A 20,433-nucleotide genomic window follows, 5' to 3' on the forward strand; every position below is an offset into this window, starting at 1 on the left:
AGGTAAGTGATCAGCTTGTAGGTAATAGCAGCTATTAGCAGTTGAAATTATTAGCAACAATCAGCTGATCTAGATTATAACCTTGTTGAATGGCTATCTTTTTCATCAAATCTAACTGCTGTTGACTAATATTTTTTGTGCGACTTAGAAACCACAGATATTCTCTGGAGGGTTCACCAATCACAGCATACCGATAATCATCAGAGACGTATAAGATCCAATACTTACCAGTAAATGGCCAAAAGAACCTAACCTTAAGCTTACTATTATCATCGGCATTGGATCGCCAAGCAGTTGCTGTGGCTTCTTTTAACTTGCCATCTTTATAGCACGTATTGGTAACTGAGATTGTATCTTTATCTAGTACCTTATATTCAGCAGTAGAGCAATGACAACCTTTTTGGAAGCTATTAGGCAGGCGAGCTATCTCATACCACTTACCCATATACTTTTGCAGATCAACACTCTTTGCTGTCTGCATGGGGTTATACGTCGCACATCCGGCAACTAACAATACCATTGAGACCAACCACCACTGCTTTATCCTTTTCATAATGCCGCTTCCTTATAATACTTTTTCAACGCACCAACCACATCTTCCATCTGATTAGCACGTGAGCCCTTAACTAAAATGCGTGAAAGTATATTTTGATTGTTGTTAAGATCATTTCGTAACGCTTCAATTAAAGCATTCTTATGCTCAAAGTATCGTGCATATCCTCCTGCTTCTTGAGCCAGTAATGTCATCCATGCTTTATTGCCATACAAATAGACATAGTCAATACTTGATTGCTTAATCAAGCGCCCAACCTCTTGATGATAATGCTCCGCATGCTCGCCAAGCTCGCCCATATTGCTAAGCACAAGATACTTGTCACCCTTAAATGTCGCTAAATCATTAATTGCCGCTTTAACCGATTGAACACTGGCATTATAAGTATCATCAATCAGTGTCACATAATCATTTAAAGTTACTAAAGAGAAGCGTCCTTTATAAGGTTGATAATTTGCTAATGCATTAAGTGATGACTGAATATCTAATTGCAAGGCATAGATAAACGAAAGTGCTGTTAATGTATTTTGAATATTATGCTGACCAATGACATTCAATCGTGCTTCATAGCGCTTCTTTGCCACGCTCACTGTAAAGCTCAATGCGGTTATTGACTCTTGTTGCGCATATAAATAAATATCAGCAGCTGTGTTATTCATCGAGAATGTGACTTGATCAACCGCTAAAGCTTTAGCAAAAGCATTAATTCTTGGATCATCTAAATTAATAATTGCTTTGCCCTGCGGCTGTATCCCTTGGAGCAAGGCACCCTTTTCAATCATTACACCATCTAAAGATTTTAGCTTTTCTAAGTGTGATGCTGACACATTGGTAATGCCGGCATAATCTGGCTTGATTAACTGTGTTAAATGCGGGATCTCACCTGGTGCATTGGTGCCCGCTTCAATCACTACAAAATCAACATCTTGCGGGGTTGACAACACTGTCATCGGTACACCAAGATCATTATTAAAATTACCATGACTATAATGCACCTTACCAAATGCTTTAAGCATAGACACCAGGATTTCTTTGGTAGTTGTTTTGCCGCAACTGCCCGTTATTGACAACACTGGCAGATTCAGTGTTTTGCGATATAAAAGGGCTAAATCAAACAGCGCTTTACGCGTATCTTTGACGATAATTTGCGGCACGTTAAGATCAGCTTGTTGCTGTGTCACTAGAGCGGCAACAGCCCCATTTTGTATGGAATGTTCAATAAAATCATGCCCATCACGCTCACCTTGTAATGCGACAAAGAGTTGCCCTTGACTAATCTCTTTTGAGTTAATATGCGCGCCAGTAATTGCCACATCTTGTCCAACATACTGACAATCATTTAATTGCAAAGCCAATGACTTTAATGACTTAATCATTTTTTCTCCAAAACTCCAATACCACTTCACGTTCATCAAAATGTGTCTTTTGATGGTTTTTATCTAAATAGGTTTCATGCCCTTTACCGGCAAGCAAGATAACATCATCCGCCTTTGCAATGCTTAATGCATACTCTATCGCCTGTTTACGTTCTTCAATCACAACAAACTCAGTAAATCCATCATTAAATCCCGATGTGATATCTTGAACAATATCTTTAATATCATCGGTGCGACTATTATCCTCTGTCACGATCACAAAATCAGCATATTGTTGTGCTGCTTTTGCCATCAATGGACGTTTGCTATGCTCGCGTGAACCACCACAACCAAACACGCAATAAAGCTTGCCCTTTGTTTGCACACGCACGGCTTGTAAGGCTTTGGCTAAAGCATCTGCAGTATGTGCGTAATCGATAACAACGGTTGCTTTTCCATCATGTATAAGCTTTTCAAGCCGCCCTTTGGGATTATGTAAATCATTCACAGTTTTCAATACGTCGGTAAAAGGATAAGCGTTTGCCAATAAAGCGCAAACTACCGCGGCAATATTGCTGACATTGTATTCACCCATAATGGGGATCGTAATAGCTAATTCCTTGTTATTTTTAAAAAATATATCAACTACAAAACCTTGTGGCGATATCGATGTTATTGGCATATAACAATCAGCTTTACTATTAACAAGGCTAAAACTAAAAACCTCTTTCTCTTGTTGTTCAGTCAACTCAGCATACAAACGACTACCATAGTCATTATCAATATTAATCACACATTTCTTGACACTTGCTAATTTAAATAACTGGCGCTTGGCTTGGAAATATTGCTCCATCGTCTGGTGATAATCCAAATGATCAATATCCAGATTACTGAAAATCGCCGTTTGAATATTGACGTTGAGAATACGTCGCTGACTAATGGCATGTGATGACGCTTCCATGGCAACCGTGTCAGCGTCTTGATCATAAAAGTTTTTAAGCATCCGCTGTAGGCTTAGATTATCCAAAGTCGTTAAAGCGGAATCTTCAAGCTTTGGAAATACACCATTACCAATAGTTCCAAGCACACCGACCTTATGCTTAAGCCTTGACAAGCTTTGCGCCAAGAAATGGCAAATTGAAGTTTTACCATTAGTACCAGTCACTGCAAAGATATTTTGTTGCTCGGATGGGTAATCATAAAACCAACTTGCTAAGCTTGCGGGAATTGATTTTAAATTCCGAATCTCAATAACAAAAGGGATGTCCTGTGGATCGATTAAACTGACGTCTTCAACCAAAATTAAGTTAACGCCTTGGGCTCGCAACTGATTGACATAACGATGCCCATCATGCACTTGTCCTTTAAGCGCAATAAAGCCATCGTTTTTTGTGACCAATCGATGATCTTGATAAAGGTTTTCAATGAGAAAAAAAGGATTCTTATTAAGATCTATTGTCTGATAAGAAGTTAGTTTTAATGCATTAATTTCAATTAGAAAGGCTCTGATTTGAGCAATAGTTTTCACGATGATAAAGAGTAAGTTTATTTTGATTGACGCTTTTCTTTAACAGCAGATGCTAGTTTATCAAGCATCTCAACCGTTTCATCCCAACCAACACAAGCATCGGTAATACTTTTACCATACTCTAGTGGTGTTACAAAAATTGATTGATTGCCTTCTTTCAAATTACTCTCTATCATCACACCGAGAATATCCTGACTACCTGCCTTATATTGATCACAAATATCATCAATCACCAACGATTGTTTTTTATAATCTTTGCTGCTATTACCATGACTGCAATCAATCATCACTTTGTGTGGCAAATGATGCTCTTTTAACGCACCAGCGGTTTGATCAACATATTCCTTGGCATAGTTTGGTCCATCATTGCCACCACGCAAAATAATATGCGCATCGGCATTGCCTGTTGTTTCAAAAATTGCCGTTGTACCTTGCTTGGTCACACCCAAGAAATGATGCTTTGATTTCGCTGCTCTGACCGCGTCAACCGCAATACCAATGCTTCCCTTAGTACCATTTTTAAAACCAATTGGACACGATAAGCCTGACGCTAACTCACGATGCACCTGACTCTCAGTCGTGCGCGCACCAATGGCGCCCCATGCAATGAGATCCGAAATATACTGTGGACTAATCACATCTAGAAACTCAGTCGCGCACGGTAATCCCATATCTGAGATATCTAATAACAACTGGCGCGCCATGCGCAAGCCTTTGTTGATTTTAAAACTATTATCTAAATCAGGGTCATTGATTAAACCTTTCCAGCCCACTGTCGTTCTTGGTTTTTCAAAATAGACACGCATGATCACAACAAGCTCACCTGCATGCTTTTTTGCTTCATTCAATAAAAGCCCTGCATATTCTTTGGCAGCTTTGATATCATGTACTGAACAAGGTCCAACAACGACAATCATACGATCATCTTTGTTTTGTAACACATTGGATACTGCTTTACGTGCGGCAATCACGGTTGCCGTTGCTTCTTTGGTAATCGGATGCTCTTCATGTATAACCCCAGATGGCACTAAGGTGCGTTTGTCTTTGATACGTGTATTATCTGTTTTATCGTGTATGTCTATCACGCTCTCTACTCCACTTTATACTGTTTTTTATTTTTTTACTTTTTATTTTTTGAAATTTTATCCACTATAACATGAATTAAGAACATGCCAACATGTCCCGCTAAATAATACCAAACAATTTGCGCAAAGAATTCATGTAGCTCCTTGATATCATGCAGCAATGAGGCACCAATATAATTGGCAGGAATCACAAGCCAAAGCGTCCCTAATAAAGCGACCAGAAATAATAGCAAAAACCCTAAGCCTTGAATCAGTCCGGCTAACCCACCGAAATCACGATCAGGCAAACGGCAACGACATAGTGTTTTGATATCGGCTATTACTAAACTAAGACCTTTTTTGTTATAAGGGAAAAGATGCCCAAATTTATCCTTTTCAACTAAGCTTGCAGCACGTAATAAATAAGCTAATAACAAGAAAAACACAGTGACACCGAAAATTTCATGAAATAGAAATAGTTTCAATGTCCACGGTTCAACACCTGGTTTTATTTTATGATGCATCCATTGTGCTGATAACAATTGGAAGATAATCATTAACGCAAATAGCCAATGAATTACATGTGCCAATACATCATAATGTGTTTGTTTTTTCATAGAAACTCCATTGTAATGAATAAGAAATAAGTTGTGTTGCAACTTATTTTTTCACCATTACATTATTTAAGATGCCTTTTTATAAACGTAACGCGGCATAATTTCATCCGCTGTAATCTTATTCTCAAAGTCAATCCGAAGCAAAATACCTAATGCAAAGCACATAATAAGTAAGCTGCTACCTCCATAACTAATCAATGGCAATGTTAAGCCTTTAGTTGGCAGAACACCGATATTTACACCAATATTAACGATCACCTGAAAAGCTACCCAAAAGCTTATGCCATAAGCCACATAGCTTTGAAAATGGCGATTAAGAACATAAGCAAGGCTAGCAATCCGCATGCCTTTCCAGATCAAATAAGCATAGACCATCAAAAGGACAATCACACCGACAGCACCGAGCTCTTCAGCGACTACTGACACGATAAAATCAGTATGCGCTTCAGGTAGGAAGAACTGCTTTTGAATACCACTGCCTAAGCCATCACCAAACCAGCCTCCTCGACCATACGAAATAAGTGCTTGCACAAGCTGATAACCAGTATTATTGGCATCCGCCCACGGATTCATAAAGCCATTTAGACGCGCTAAACGATACGGTTCAAACAACACTAGAAACGTTGCCGCAACCCCACCTAATACAATCAGGATAATAAACCATCTCAATTTGACACCCGCCATAAACATAATACCGAAAACACAGGTAAACATCACAACAGATGCGCCAAAGTCAGGCTCTTTAAGCAACAGTCCAGCCATAGCCGCAAGAATTATCAGTGGTTTAACAACACCTTTAAACGTCTCTCTGGCAACATCTCCAAAGCGCACGAGATAAGATGAAAAATACATAATCGCACATAGCTTAACAACTTCCGAAACCTGCACATTAATCACAATCAAAGGAATCCAACGTAGTGAACCATTCACCTCGCGTCCAATATGCGGAATCAATACAGCAACGAGCAAAACAAAGGCAATAATAAGCCATAGTTTATAGATTTTCTGATAGTTATCTGTTGGCACCAGTAATGCGCAAATCATTGCACCTATACCAAGCACCGCAAAGAACCCCTGACGCACACAATAAAAGTAAGGGTTGCCATAATCATAATTTGCATCAACCATCGATGCTGAGGTCACCATAATCCAACCAAATGCTAATAATCCCAACACCAAAAAAACAAATGCCATATCTAGCTCAATGGTCGCTCGAACGCGAACCTTTTTGCTATTGCGCTGACTAAATAAATTACGAATAAAAAAAAGCACGCTGTTACCTTAGCTTATTAACCAATTCTTCAAAATATTCACCACGATGAGCATAGCTTAAAAAGCCATCGAAGCTTGCACATGCCGGTGATAATAACACAATATCATTTTGGCATGCGAGGGTTGTGGCAGCATTAAATGCCTCATCGAAGCTCTGACAAAGCACACAATCAACCTCATTGGCAATGGCTTGATAAATTGACATGCGATCCTGCCCATAAACTACTGCTTTTCTAATATAGGTTTTAAGCACTGATACTAATTCCTTAAAATCAGCACCTTTTGCTAAACCACCTAATAAAATAATAATGTTTTTAGTCTCTTGATTACCTAAGCCGATAAGAGCGGCTTCAGTTGATGCAATATTGGTGGCTTTTGAGTCGTTAATATAGCGGATATGTTTAAACGTTCTAACCAAACGGCAGCGATGCGCAAGCGGATTAAATGTAGCAATTGCTGTTTTAATCTTCACTTTATCACTATCTGACAACCCTATAGTTTGTTCTAAGCTTCCTCCTTCTCCCAACACCCCGCCTCGCATGCTCGGCACCCCTCTTGCAAAGAGGGGAACCTCTACCTCTAAGTCTACTTGATTCCCCTCTTTATAAGAGGGGTGACAGTCGTAGACTGGCGGGGTGTTTTTAAAATCACAAGCTTGTCTTGAGGTTGCTAAAGCACTTGCCATCATTTCTAAAACAACCAGCACTGCTAAGATATTCTCAAGATTATGCTTACCTTGTAATATCAACTCAGACTGCTGACAAAATACCTCATGATGGAATATCGCTTTGTCATCATCGACATAAGTAATGTCATTATTAAAATATGAAAGAGTAGCATCCACTCTATGATTTAATAAATCTTTTTGCTTGGCATTCATTACACGATATTTACCACGCGCGAACAATGCCAACTTAGCATCACAATACGCCTTATAATCAGCATAACGATCTAAATGATCAGGAGATAAATTAAGTACCGCAACAACATCAAACTGTGCATGTTTTAATAAATCAATCTGAAAGCTTGAAATCTCAAGCACATAAACATTAACATTTTCATCGATAAGGCTTAAAGCAGGGGTGCCAATATTGCCGCCTAATGCAGTATTTATTCCAAGGCTTTTAAGCACATGAAAAAGCAAAGAGACAACGGTACTTTTGCCATTTGAACCCGTTACCGCAATCACTTTTTGCCTTTTTTTCTTATGGTTTTTCTCGTCATTGCCTGATGCGATAGCTAATGCAAATAGCTCAATATCACCAACGACTTTATGCCAATGATGATAGAGTTGATTAAATGGTGCTTTATTGACGGGAATGCCCGGAGCTACGACAATTAAATCATAACTTTCAAGGTTGATTTCATCAAAGTTTTGGTAATCAACTATAACACTCACGTTTTTAAGGTTTTGATCGAAGATATCGATCTCTAGCGCATAAGCTTTTAGATAATCAACAACCGCAATCCCTGAAATACCAAGACCCACGACTAATACGCGTTTTATTTGTTGTGTTTGATAATAAAAAGGCTTTGACTCAATCATTTCATCGTCACATTAGCGCACTTTAAGTGCAGCAAGCCCAATTAATACAAAAATAACCGTTAAAATCCAAAAACGCACCACCACTTTGGTTTCAGGCCAACCTTTTAATTCAAAATGATGATGAAGTGGCGCCATTCTAAAAATACGCTTTTTTCTTAGTTTGTACGAGCCAACTTGCAGAATAACTGAAACCGTTTCCATCACAAACAAAAAGCCCATAATAAAAAACACCAACTCTTGACGAATAATAACGGCTATGGTGCCAAGTGTCGCCCCCAATGCTAGCGAACCAACATCGCCCATAAATACTTCCGCAGGATACGCGTTAAACCACAAGAAACCAAAGCCAGCGCCGGCAATCGCGGCACAAAATACAACAAGCTCATCAATGCCAACATTGGGCATATAATCAAACAGCAAATGCCCAGCAAAGGCGCTATTGGTAATGACATAGGCATAAACAGCAAGCCCCATTGCTACAAGCACAATCGGTAAAATTGCCAAACCATCTAAACCATCGGTTAAATTCACCGCATTGCTACTTCCGGTTATCACAAAATATCCCAACAGGATAACCCAAGCACCTAGCGGAATAACCCAATCTTTGCTAAAGGGGATTGATAAACTAAAGTCCATATAGTTATGCAATAAAGCATAAACCCACAGCATTGCCACGATTGCAAAAATCGACTGCATCAAGTATTTGTATTTGGCACGTAAACCTTTAGGGTGCTTTAATACTAGCTTTAGAAAGTCATCTAAAAAACCAATCAAGCCAAAACTGACAAGTACAAAAAGCAATACCCATATAAAAGGACTATTAAGCTTTGCCCATAGTAAAATCGATACAACAATGGAAAAAATAATTAAGCAACCACCCATCGTCGGTGTGTTTTTCTTCACCAAATGCGTTTGCGGTCCATCATCCCTCACTACCTGCCCTATCTGCATTTTACTCAACCAGTTAATCATTGGTTTGCCAACAAACAAACTAATTAAAAGTGCCGTTAATGCTGCCATAAGTGAGCGCACCGTCACATAACTACTAAAAATATGCATAAACGTAAAATATTGTGACAACCAACCGGTTAACCATAATAACATCTAAAAAAACCTTGCCTTAACTACCTAAATTGCACGGTTGAAAAACAGTGCACCACAAATGCAACGTATTCTAGTAAGCCTAATTGCAGAACACAACCAAAGCTATGTTAAAAAAGTAATAAAAAAGGGGCGTCAAGCCCCTTTTTTATTATTTATAGTTGTGGATAGCTGATGATTACATCATGCCAGGCATACCGCCCATTCCACCCATGCCGCCCATTGCAGCAGCTGCGTCAGCTTTATCATCTTTGATCTCACCAACCATTGCTTCTGTTGTAATCATAAGACCGGCAACAGATGCAGCGTGTTGTAATGCTGAGCGCGTTACTTTCGTTGGATCTAAGATACCCATCTCGATCATATCGCCGTAGGTATCATTTGCAGCGTTATAACCATAGCTACCCTCTTTAGCGCGAACGTTATTAACAACGACAGACGCTTCGCCACCTGCGTTTTTAACGATCTGACGTAAAGGCGCTTCCATTGCACGACGCATTAATGCGATACCGTGGTCTTGGTCTTCATTGTCACCTTTTAGCGTCTCAAGAGCAGCTTGTGCACGAAGTAGTGCAACACCACCACCAGCGACAACACCTTCTTCAACCGCAGCGCGCGTTGCATGAAGCGCATCGTCAACACGGTCTTTTTTCTCTTTCATTTCAACTTCAGTCACAGCCCCTACACGGATTACAGCGACACCGCCTGCTAACTTAGCTAAACGCTCTTGAAGCTTCTCACGATCATAGTCAGAGGTTGACTCCTCAACTTGCTTTTTGATTTGAGAAACACGTGCTTCAATATTGCCTTTTTGACCAGCGCCATCGATCACTGTTGTATCATCTTTGGTGATTTGCACGCGTGAAGCCGTACCTAAATGCTCAACTGTTGCTTTTTCTAGTGTTAAACCAACTTCTTCAGCAATAACTGTCGCACCTGTTAGGATAGCGATATCTTCTAGCATTGCTTTACGACGATCACCAAAACCAGGGGCTTTAACAGCCGCGACTTTAACAATACCACGGATATTATTAACAACTAATGTTGCTAATGCTTCACCTTCAACATCTTCAGCGATAATCAATAATGGCTTGCCAGACTTAGCAACACCTTCTAATACTGGTAGTAGGTCACGGATATTAGAGACTTTCTTATCAACGATTAAAATGTATGGATTTTCTAACTCAGCCGTCATATTCTCTTGATTAGTCGCAAAATAAGGAGACAAGTAACCACGATCAAATTGCATACCTTCAACCACGTCTAGCTCATCTTCAAAGCCTTTGCCTTCTTCAACAGTGATCACACCTTCAGGACCAACTTTAGCCATCGCTTTAGCAATTAGCTCACCAACTGTCGCATCAGAGTTTGCGGAAATCGTACCAACTTGCTCAATCGCTTTGTTATCAGCACATGGCTTAGATAGTGCTTTTAATGCATCAACCGCTTTAATGGTTGCTTTATCAATACCACGCTTAAGATCCATAGGATTCATGCCAGCGGCTACTGCCTTCAAACCATCTGTTAATAAAGCTTGCGCTAAAACAGTTGCCGTTGTTGTACCATCACCTGCGATATCAGCAGTTTTTGAGGCAACTTCTTTAACCATTTGCGCACCCATGTTGGCAAACTTATCTTTTAATTCGATTTCTTTAGCAACAGATACACCATCTTTAGTGATTGCAGGAGCGCCAAATGATTTCTCAAGTACGACATTGCGTCCTTTAGGACCTAAAGTGACTTTTACTGCGTTAGCCAATGTATTAACGCCCTCTAGCATACGAGCACGTGCGTCATCTGAAAACATTACTTCTTTAGCGGCCATGTTTCTTTCCTCTTAAATTTCTTTGTTTATTCTTAATTAAAAACTTCGCTTTTAAAATCAATCATATGATGTGGTATCATCCTTAGCATCGGGCGTATACAATACGCCCCTACAGAAGCTCACCAAGAACACTACCACGCCAAAGATTATTCAATCACACCCATGATATCTTCTTCACGCATCATTAATAGCTCTTCACCATCAACTTTAACTTCATTGCCTGCGTACTTACCAAATAGTACTTTATCACCCACTTTAACATCAAGCGCACGAATTCCGCCATCTGTTAAAATCTTGCCGTGACCTGCTGCAATAATCGTACCTTGCATTGGTTTTTCCTTAGCGCTATCCGTTAGGATAATCCCGCCTGCTGATTTTTCTTCTTCCTCAGCGCGACGAACCAACACTCTATCATGTAAAGGGCGAATTGCCATATTTAGACTCCTTTTTTAACCTATTTGTTAAACATTAGTTGTTTATTGCAGGCAAAAATATGGTGATAGCAATTTGCATTTCAAGAATTTTTTTAAAAGTTTTTTGATTTATTTTTTTGGATTAACATTAATGCCCATTTTACACTCAAAAACTCCTCTTAGGTTTATCTTTCATAAAACTAATAAACCATTACAAGTTTAAAATAAAAGTATTACTTTAAGTTCATCAATCCCTTTTAATTCAGCAATTTACAATTTTCTTACAGATTTATGGAGAAATCCCTTCTACCATAGCGTTAATCTTTTATAAAATTAGAGCTTTTCCATGAATCTTACTTCACATACTTTCATCGATGCTATCATATGGGACTACTTGGATAATTTAGGCTTTCTTGCCTTATATTATACCAATAGCAGATACCGTGAAACAATTGATAGGTACTATATTGATAACAATTACTATAGAGCCAACCAAACACAAATCATAAATAGAGCAGACTTTATACGAGGATCAAACAACGTACTAAAACGTTGTATACAAGAAAGAATGAGTGTAGTTGATGCATTTGCTCTATCCACTGAGTACTATTCAGATCAAAAGGGAAAGTTCTCTTGGATTCACAAACCAATAGTAGCCAATTTCTCAGATAAAGCTAAACATGAGTGTATTAAAAACTGGAAAGAATTAAGAGCAATGGTATCTTATGAAGAAAGAAACAAAAACCATGGCGTTAAAATGCATTGGAATAATCTTGAAGATACGCCCACAGACCAATTTCACTTTCATCAATCCATAGGTAGAAATATAGCCTCAAACAGCAGTAAAAAGATCAAATTTAGCCCCAAAAGTCACGTTAGAATTCTTATGATTATCAATGATAGCTTTAATTTACGTAATCTTTCAACCATTAGCTCAGGGCGCATCAAGCATCTTCTAGAAGCATTATCTAAATTAGCACCAGATATCCATTTTAGCTTAAGCGCCGAGTTACAAAAACAAAAGTTTTTTGACCTAGAGTTTTTAGCAACCTTATTTGGGATAAATCCAAAAATAACTATTGGAAACACAATCATAGAGTTTATATTTGCCAAATACTCTGATAACTACCTAGATATTATGCAAAAAAAGCCCGTTGATCGACTCCATTTCTGCCAGTTATATGGCAATAAGTATCATACAAGAGATATAGACATTTATTCTGACGCAAATCACCCTGTATTATTTAATAAACTTTTTAATTATCAGTCACAAGGATTGGCAAACCATATTCAAGAAATCATTAACGCAAATAATAAGCCCATATCGATATTTACGATTCTGAGCGGACAAGCCTCCGATGACTTATTTGAGCATGATTTTTATAAGACTACATTTAAAAAACTACGCTAGCACCCACACATCCCCCACCCAAATATAAAAAGATACATTGTATGTGCCTTGAACTAACATCCGCTTACTCACTCCAGACTTATTAGAATATCTATAGTCTTTATCTACTTCAATTACCAATCTCATACAATACAAAGCTTATATGATATAGGGTTACCAACCAATCGGCAACCTGCTTTTTAACTCCCCCTTTAACTGATCTTTAACAGCATTGGTGCCTGACTCAATTAAGATATTCTGCAATTGGGTATTATCCATCTCGATTACAGGATTGTTCAGGCTACCTTTGACATTAAATTTCAGTGGCAGCTTCGCTAATGACTGATTGACACCACCTGCATTAATCTTCGCATCATAAAATGTAATATTTGCAGGCGCATTAAGTTCAATATCACCAGATTGCCATCCCCAAGATCCGTGCATACTAATATCATATGTCTTAGCCGTGAGATTAAAGCTATTACCAAAGTTAATATCATTTAACAGTTTATCCGCAGGCATATCTTTGAGCATTAAACCAAAGCTTGGCGCAATTCGACTATTATTCGCACTAACAAAATCAACATTCATGGTTTTATCAACACTAACAATATTAATTTTTGTCGGTGCAATGGTAAGCCACGGTTGTGTTGAAAGATTACTTGCTGTGACATTTAATTGTAAGCCATCGTTATAGTGAATATTGTTGACCATAAGCTTAGCAATCACAAGAGTTGGTGATTGCTCAATTAGATGCAACGCCTGCCTTTGTGCATATTGATAGACGGGTATAACATCGTTATTTTCTTTACTAATGGCTTTATCTTCCTGAGCTGCCGACTCAGGTGCCAGCCATTTAATCACGCGTACAAGCTTAGCAAGATAATCATAATATTCGTTGGCATTTTTAATGTAATGACGCACATCAAATTGTTGTGTTTTATCCTTTTCACTCACATCTCCCGCTGAACCTGCTGTTTTTGATTTATCATCAACTGGAGTTATAGTATCACTTTCTGTATTTGTATTAGCATATAATGACGCTTTACTTTGACGTTTGCTATTTGTTAACACACTATCGACAACCACATCACTTAGCTCAAGGCGTTTTGCCAACAGTGCGCTTACATTGACTTCAGCTTCCAACTCTTTTGCAAAAAAACTATTTTGATATAAATCATCAGGATTGGCAAAAGCCAAATCCTTGATCACTATTTTTCCATCTAAAGCATCAATATCAAGTTGACCTATATCTACTGTCGCGCCATTAACTTTGGTTAGCTGTGTAACTAAAATATTTTTGACAACTTGCGACTGCAAGAAGCTATTCATAACAAATAACAAAATAACGATCATAACCGTTACAATCACACCCCACCAACGAAACGGATGCTTAAGCTTTTTATCACGTAACTGAATCCAATGAATTTTATGTGCTGATTTACCAAAGATAGCCCATGATATGACTTTGATAGATCGCTTATTAATGATTCTATTGTACGCTTCTTTTTCAGTCTGTAGTGCTGCCATTTTAACTTTGATATTTTTAGCAGATCGCGCAAGCACAAAGCCCACAATCACACCAAGAATAATTGCTAAGATGAAGCTACCACTCACCAGATAATAATCAAATCCAGCATATGCTAACACTGGCGCGTTAATCATCCATTTAAATAAAGGTTGCAGGAAGCCATCTAATAACCAAGTCCCCAGATGGTAAGAAAGTCCCTCTAAAATAAAGGATAAAATCTCAGCAACCGCAAAAATAATCGCTGCCACGACTAAATTGACATTGAATAACAATAAAAGCAAAACGGCAACAAGATAGATAAGTGGCGCATATTGAAATCCTGGCATAAACCCTAATACAAAACCAAATAACGCGGCTAAAAATAGCTGCATTGGATTAGATTGCCCCGTAATAATTGCTATAAGCTTTTTGATAAATTTCATCGTGATATCCTTTCTAAATCGACTCTCAAAACAAACTGTAGTCTAAAAAGCATATTCACTCAAGCTTGATACGCTTAATGCTTAGCTCTTTATCAGAAAGGCAAGGGTAGAGTAATTTAGCAATTAAAGACTCTCAACACTTGATCAAGCTTCTCATCAAACTCTAAATTAGCATCAATCTTAAATATCGGTTGTTGCCAATTGCGAATCCACGTTAACTGGCGCTTGGCTAGCTGGCGTGTTGCCGCAATTCCCTTGGCAACAAATTCCTTATAATCATACTCGCCATCAAGGTGCTGCCATGCTTGGCGATAACCAACACTGCGCATCGATGGCAGATCAGCATGCATAAGCGCTAGATTTTTAAGCCCTTCAACTTCTTTTAAAAAACCATTATCTAGCATTTGCATAAAGCGCTTTTCAATCATCTGATGCAAATGTTTACGATCATTTGGAACTAATGCACATAAGTTAAGTGATTGACCTAAACCACCCTCTTTGGCATTTTCAGCAATAATATGCGAATAAGGTTGGTCAGTAAGTAATATCACTTCAACGGCACGCTCAATCCGTTGTTGATCATTTGGGTTAAGCTTGTTGGCTGTGAGAGGATCTTTATGCATCAAGAAGTCATGCCAATACGCTAAATCTTGTAACTTTATGGTGTCACGCATTTTATCATCGGTCTCAGGTAGCTTAGATATACCTTCTTGCAATGTTTTAAAGTACATCATCGTGCCACCAACAAGTAATACTTCTTTGTTACGTGCATGGATATCTTGAATCAATCGCTTAGTATCATTGATAAAATCATTGACCGAGTAATTAAACCACGGCTCGATAATGTCAATTAGATGATGGACAACACCCTTCATTTCCAAAAGATTTGGCTTAGCTGAACCAATATCTAATCGCTTGTATACCAACGCTGAATCAACACTGATAATTTCAGCATTCATTTCTTTGGCAAGTTCAATGGAAAGAGACGTTTTTCCTGAGGCAGTAGGACCTGCTAAGGCATAGACTTTTTTTGAAATAACAGACATAGGGTAAATAATTATTGGATCAGTTGATGATTAATCTCAACTTTATATTGTTTCTTTAATGCAGCCAAATAGTCATTTAGCTCGATATTGCTATAGTTATTTTGTAGCACTTGCGTTGGCAACTCATCGGTGCCATCAATAACTTTTGCTACTTCATATACCCAATAAGACTCACCATTTTGTGCGAGTTTATATGACTTCAAACCATCACTGAAAATGGCTGTTTTTAAGTCTTGATCAAGGGTGAAGTCACTGCGTGAAATAGTTTCAGTTTTTGCTTTTACCGTTTTAACTTCTTTTTTATCTTGTAAAGCTTTAAGCGCATCTTGTGCTGCTTTTTGCGCTTGCGCTAATGACTCTGTCGCAATATACGCCGTTTTGACCTTATCTTTAACTTCAGCAAAGCTTAAGGTATGCTTCGGAATCATCTTATCAACTTTGTAGATAATGCCATCGGTTTGACCTTGGGCAATGAAGCCTTGCGTTTTATTGTGATCAAATACCGCTTCTTGTAATTTGGCATTGCCTTCAACATTTGCACTTGTCGTATTTTTATCAAATGCATTTGTCGTTGCAGGTGTTAATTTATTGGCTTTGACTACTTGGTCAAAGCTATTGCTATTAATACTTGTTAACACTTCATTAAACTTAGTCAATGCCGCACGATTTTTAAGAATCTTTTCAATCACAGGCTTTGCTTCTGACAGTGACATCTCAGCAGGTGCTATGATTTTTGTTAATTTAACAAATTCATTATCCGATGTTTCTTTAACAGGTGACTCAAGCGTTAAATTAAACAACGCAAATTGCGCAAAGCCTGAAGCATCTGCTTGTGATAATGGCTTTATCTGTTCAATTTTAACTTCTTTTAGCTCATCAGCCGTTAATGCTTGATTGGCTTTAAGCTTCTCAGCAATTGCTTTGCTATCTTTAGCCTTTTTATCAATCGTGATTGTCTCACCAGATCTTAACTCAGGTGACATAAGTGCATCTTTATTGGCTTGATAATAGCTATTGATTTCACTCTCAGATACTGGCTCTTTGCTCACAAAATCTTGTGATGATAGTTTGACATAAGATACAACGGCTTGCTCAATCTGCTCATATTGCACTTTGTGTTCATCATAATAAGCTTGAAGTTCTTTGTCTGTTGGTTTGATCTTACTGGCATAATCTTTCGCAGCAAAATCATAATAGGTGACTTCACGCTTTTGCCCCATTAATGCACTTAGTGTTTTTTGCTCATCACTTAATACAAACTCACTTTGCAATAGTGGTGTCACAATACTTGAGGTCAGAAGGCTATTGGCGATCAGTGCTTTGATATTGCCGGCACCACCGTATAGCTTAGCCAGTTCATCAAAACGTTTCGCCGAGTATTGTCCATTTTCAACAAACGCTGGATTTTGGAAAATCGCAATGGATACCGCAGATTGTGTGATGGCAATATGCGATGCCGTGGCATCTTGTTGCAATAATGCTTGATCGACCAATTGATTTAATGTTTTCTCTTGCAATGCTTTTTGATCAAGTGAAGGTTGCGCTTGCATATTTTGAGATAAGGATTGCTGATAGCTATTTTGCGAGATTTGTACGTCTCCTACTTTTGCCACAGACTGTGGTGAAACACCACCTGAGACAAAAAAGTAACTGATACCTGTTAACACAAAAACCGCACTCACTGCGATGATGATAATCCACGTAATCCAACCTTTAAATTTATCATTAATCGATTGCAACATATGACACTACTACCTACTTCCATTGAGCTTAAAATTAAATTATCACATCTTAGCATGGGATATACCGCTCGTGAATCATTTTGCGGTGTTTAATAGCCAAAACAAAAAAGGCATGCTAAAAGCATGCCTTTAAAGATGTGGTGGGTGCTGAGGGGTTCGAACCCCCGACCCTCGCCTTGTAAGGGCGATGCTCTCCCAGCTGAGCTAAGCACCCGCGAGCTGAACTATATATTAGTTCACCGCATCTTTCAATAATTTTCCTGCTTTAAATGAAGGTGATTTAGAAGCTTTGATCTTCATTTTCTCACCTGTCTTAGGATTGCGCCCCTCACGCGCCGCTCTTTCACGAACTTGGAATGAACCAAATCCAACAAGCGTCACTGTTTGACCTGCTTTTAATGCTTCAGTTACCGCTTCAGTTGTCGCGTCCAATGCGCGCTGAGCGACATCCTTTGTTACGTCAGCTTTTTCTGCGATTGCTTTTACTAGTTCACTTTTATTCACGATGCTTTCCTCTTTCGTTGTTGAATAACTCAATGTTTAAGCGGCTTGCCGCCGCTTAACTCGCCTAAGTTATAGCAAGCACAGTAACTCACGTCAACACGGTTTATTGCTAATTCATGATTTTTTAACGTTTTTTTGATGTTTTCCCATTTTTTTTAGCTTTTTTTTAGCTTTTCTTGGTTTTTTTTGACATCAGCGCATGCGCTAAAACTTCTTCAATTCGCTTCACTGCAATGATTTCCAAACCATCTTTTACGTTTTGTGGAATCTCTTGCAGATCCTTTTTATTTTCAAATGGAATGAGAACTGTCTTGATACCGCCGCGAAGTGCTGCCAAGAGTTTTTCTTTCAAGCCACCGATAGGTAATACATCACCACGCAAGGTAATTTCACCCGTCATCGCCACATCTTTTTTAACAGCAATACCAGTTAAAGAAGATAAAACCGCCGTACACATCGCAATACCTGCACTTGGTCCATCTTTGGGTGTTGCCCCTTCTGGTACATGGATATGAAAATCACGTTTCTCATAGAAATCATCATCCAAACCATAGTCTTTTGCCATCGTACGCACTACGGTTAGTGCTGCATGAATCGACTCTTGCATCACCTCACCGAGTTTACCCGTGGTCTTAAGCTTACCTTTACCTGCCGTTGTTACCGCTTCAATGGTTAATAGATCACCACCAACTTCAGTCCACGCAAGTCCCGTAACTTGTCCAATTTTATCCTCTTGTTGTGCTAAGCCAAAATCATAGCGTCTAACACCAAGATATTTATCTAAGTTTTTACTGTTAACCGAGACTTTCTTACCGTCTTTAGTCGATAAGATATGCTTAACCGCTTTGCGGCAAATCTTATTAAGCTCTTGCTGCAAGCGACGTACACCCGCTTCACGCGTGTAATAACGAATGATATCCTCGATCACTTTATCGGCAACGGCAATTTCAGCTTCTTTTAAACCATTGTCTTTAATTGCTCGTGGCAATAAATAGTTCTTAGCAATATTCTTTTTTTCATCTTCGGTGTAACCCGATAGATAAATAATTTCCATGCGATCTCTTAAAGCATCGGGAATATTTAAACTATTGGCTGTGGCGACAAACATCACATCAGATAGATCATAATCAACATCTAGATAATGATCATTGAATGTATTGTTTTGCTCTGGATCCAATACCTCAAGCATCGCAGAGGATGGATCGCCGCGAAAATCAGCTGACATCTTATCGATTTCATCTAATAAAAATAATGGGTTATTCACCTGTACTTTATTGATTTTTTGCATAATTTGCCCAGGAAGCGCACCAATATACGTACGTCGATGACCGCGAATTTCCGCTTCATCTTTAACACCCCCCAATGCCATACGCACATATTTACGCCCCGTGGCTTTAGCAATCGATTGCCCAAGGGATGTTTTACCAACACCAGGCGGTCCGACTAAGCACAAAATAGGACCTTTAAGCTTACGCATTCTTTGCTGCACTGCTAGATATTCTAAAATACGCTCTTTGACCTTTTCAAGGCCATAATGATCCGTATTTAAGATATCTTCTGCTTGTGTTAAATCTTTTTTGACCTTGCTGCGCTTTGACCATGGCAGCGACGTTAAAGTCTCAATATAATTACGTGATACGGAGGACTCAGCCGAAGATGGCGGCATGGTTTTAAGCTTCTTAAGCTCCGACAAGGCTTTTTCAGTCGCCTCTTTTGACATCTTAGCCGTATCAATTTTTCCTTTTAATTGCTCAAATTCTTCCGCCTCATCAGCATCACCCATCTCTTTATAGATCGCCTTGATCTGTTCATTAAGATAGTATTCACGTTGATTACGCTCCACTTGCGACTTCACACGATCCTTGATGTTACGCTCAAGCTCCAATACATCGGTTTCTGCCATTAATAGCTTTAATAAAAGTGACGCGCGTTGCTGCAAGCCTTCAGCTTCAAGCACTTCTTGTTTTTTTGAAACTGTCGCATGCGCTTGCGCCACCACAGTGTCAATAATCCGCGTTAAATTAGTATCTGACAAAATTGACGATAGAATTTCTTTGGGAATTTGCCCATTCATATCTGCCAAGGTTTTGAAGCTCGACAAAATCGCACGGATAAATCCACTTTCATCAACATCATTTAAGTCATTTTTTGTCTCAATCAACTGAATTTGAGCAGCGATAAACGGTGTGTCTTCAAAATACTTAAGCACCTTAGCGCGACGAATACCCTCAACAAGCACCTTACACGTGCCATCTGGTAGCTTCATTAACTGCAGAATCTTGGCATAAGTTCCCGTGGTATGTAAATCCTTCACTTTTGGATTATCAATATCATCTGATTTTTGTGTCATCAGTAAGACTTTTTGTCTTGTTGCATGCGCTTCACTAATCGCAGCAATCGATTTTTCTCTACCGACAAAAAGTGGCACAGCCATATAAGGGTAAACGACGATATCCCTTAATGGCACAACCGGAACTAACTCTTCAACACTTTGTTTATCATTAGAATATAATTGCATGCATAT

General features: G+C 38.8%; 16 protein-coding genes and 1 tRNA gene. 1 reads left to right on the top strand and 16 read right to left on the bottom strand.

Going from position 1 to position 20,433, the window contains the following annotated elements; genetic code table 11:
- Positions 1-34: 34 nt before the first annotated feature.
- The 10 genes from DNJ75_RS06570 to DNJ75_RS06615 form a co-directional block, all read right to left on the bottom strand.
- A complete protein-coding gene (locus DNJ75_RS06570) occupies positions 35-553 on the bottom strand; it encodes a lipocalin family protein (RefSeq protein ID WP_117002482.1) in 519 nt (172 codons plus the stop codon).
- Entirely contained in the window at positions 550-1,929 is a 1,380-nt protein-coding gene (locus DNJ75_RS06575; RefSeq protein ID WP_157968241.1) for a UDP-N-acetylmuramoyl-tripeptide--D-alanyl-D-alanine ligase, read from the bottom strand. The genes DNJ75_RS06570 and DNJ75_RS06575 overlap by 4 nt, the downstream gene beginning before the upstream one ends.
- Positions 1,922-3,436 (bottom strand): UDP-N-acetylmuramoyl-L-alanyl-D-glutamate--2,6-diaminopimelate ligase, encoded by a 1,515-nt coding sequence (locus tag DNJ75_RS06580; RefSeq protein WP_157968242.1) that lies wholly within the window; start codon positions 3,434-3,436, stop codon positions 1,922-1,924. The genes DNJ75_RS06575 and DNJ75_RS06580 overlap by 8 nt, the downstream gene beginning before the upstream one ends.
- Positions 3,437-3,453: 17 nt before the next feature.
- Positions 3,454-4,521 (bottom strand): 3-deoxy-7-phosphoheptulonate synthase, encoded by a 1,068-nt coding sequence (locus DNJ75_RS06585; RefSeq protein ID WP_308420250.1) that lies wholly within the window; start codon positions 4,519-4,521, stop codon positions 3,454-3,456.
- A gap of 35 nt (positions 4,522-4,556) precedes the next feature.
- The gene (locus tag DNJ75_RS06590; RefSeq protein WP_117002488.1) at positions 4,557-5,117 is read right to left on the bottom strand and encodes a cytochrome b/b6 domain-containing protein; all 561 of its coding nucleotides are present in this window, start codon (positions 5,115-5,117) and stop codon (positions 4,557-4,559) included.
- 66 nt (positions 5,118-5,183) lie between these two features.
- Positions 5,184-6,389, bottom strand: a complete 1,206-nt coding sequence (gene ftsW, locus DNJ75_RS06595) for a putative lipid II flippase FtsW (protein WP_117002490.1) — start codon at positions 6,387-6,389, stop codon at positions 5,184-5,186.
- Positions 6,390-6,393: 4 nt separating this feature from the next.
- Positions 6,394-7,935 carry a UDP-N-acetylmuramoyl-L-alanine--D-glutamate ligase gene (gene murD / locus DNJ75_RS06600; protein WP_117002492.1) on the bottom strand — a complete coding sequence of 514 codons (1,542 nt, stop codon included), beginning with the start codon at positions 7,933-7,935 and terminating at the stop codon, positions 6,394-6,396.
- A 12-nt stretch (positions 7,936-7,947) separates the two neighbouring features.
- Positions 7,948-9,039 (bottom strand): phospho-N-acetylmuramoyl-pentapeptide-transferase, encoded by a 1,092-nt coding sequence (gene mraY, locus DNJ75_RS06605; RefSeq protein ID WP_117002494.1) that lies wholly within the window; start codon positions 9,037-9,039, stop codon positions 7,948-7,950.
- A gap of 175 nt (positions 9,040-9,214) precedes the next feature.
- Positions 9,215-10,861 (bottom strand): chaperonin GroEL, encoded by a 1,647-nt coding sequence (gene groL / locus DNJ75_RS06610; RefSeq protein ID WP_117002496.1) that lies wholly within the window; start codon positions 10,859-10,861, stop codon positions 9,215-9,217.
- Between the two features lie 146 nt (positions 10,862-11,007).
- Positions 11,008-11,295, bottom strand: a complete 288-nt coding sequence (locus tag DNJ75_RS06615; RefSeq protein ID WP_117002498.1) for a co-chaperone GroES — start codon at positions 11,293-11,295, stop codon at positions 11,008-11,010.
- Positions 11,296-11,668: 373 nt separating this feature from the next.
- Between DNJ75_RS06615 and DNJ75_RS06620 the strand changes: the two genes are divergently transcribed.
- Positions 11,669-12,685 (top strand): hypothetical protein, encoded by a 1,017-nt coding sequence (locus DNJ75_RS06620; protein ID WP_157968243.1) that lies wholly within the window; start codon positions 11,669-11,671, stop codon positions 12,683-12,685.
- A 153-nt stretch (positions 12,686-12,838) separates the two neighbouring features.
- Here the strand turns inward: DNJ75_RS06620 and DNJ75_RS06625 are convergent, their stop codons facing one another.
- From DNJ75_RS06625 to lon, 6 genes are all read right to left on the bottom strand, one after another.
- Entirely contained in the window at positions 12,839-14,617 is a 1,779-nt protein-coding gene (locus tag DNJ75_RS06625) for a TIGR03546 family protein (RefSeq protein WP_117002502.1), read from the bottom strand.
- Between the two features lie 116 nt (positions 14,618-14,733).
- Positions 14,734-15,654, bottom strand: a complete 921-nt coding sequence (miaA, locus tag DNJ75_RS06630) for a tRNA (adenosine(37)-N6)-dimethylallyltransferase MiaA (protein WP_117002577.1) — start codon at positions 15,652-15,654, stop codon at positions 14,734-14,736.
- A gap of 20 nt (positions 15,655-15,674) precedes the next feature.
- Positions 15,675-17,405 carry a SurA N-terminal domain-containing protein gene (locus tag DNJ75_RS06635; RefSeq protein WP_117002504.1) on the bottom strand — a complete coding sequence of 577 codons (1,731 nt, stop codon included), beginning with the start codon at positions 17,403-17,405 and terminating at the stop codon, positions 15,675-15,677.
- Positions 17,406-17,543: 138 nt separating this feature from the next.
- Positions 17,544-17,619 (bottom strand) — tRNA-Val (locus tag DNJ75_RS06640).
- Positions 17,620-17,636: 17 nt separating this feature from the next.
- Positions 17,637-17,942 carry an HU family DNA-binding protein gene (locus DNJ75_RS06645; protein WP_263478727.1) on the bottom strand — a complete coding sequence of 102 codons (306 nt, stop codon included), beginning with the start codon at positions 17,940-17,942 and terminating at the stop codon, positions 17,637-17,639.
- 133 nt (positions 17,943-18,075) lie between these two features.
- On the bottom strand, positions 18,076-20,427 hold the full coding sequence (lon, locus tag DNJ75_RS06650) for an endopeptidase La (RefSeq protein WP_117002508.1): 2,352 nt from the start codon (positions 20,425-20,427) through the stop codon (positions 18,076-18,078).
- Positions 20,428-20,433: the final 6 nt, after the last annotated feature.

Origin of the sequence: Cysteiniphilum litorale, from assembly GCF_003428165.1 — a bacterium.
Lineage (GTDB): Bacteria > Pseudomonadota > Gammaproteobacteria > Francisellales > Francisellaceae > Caedibacter > Caedibacter litoralis.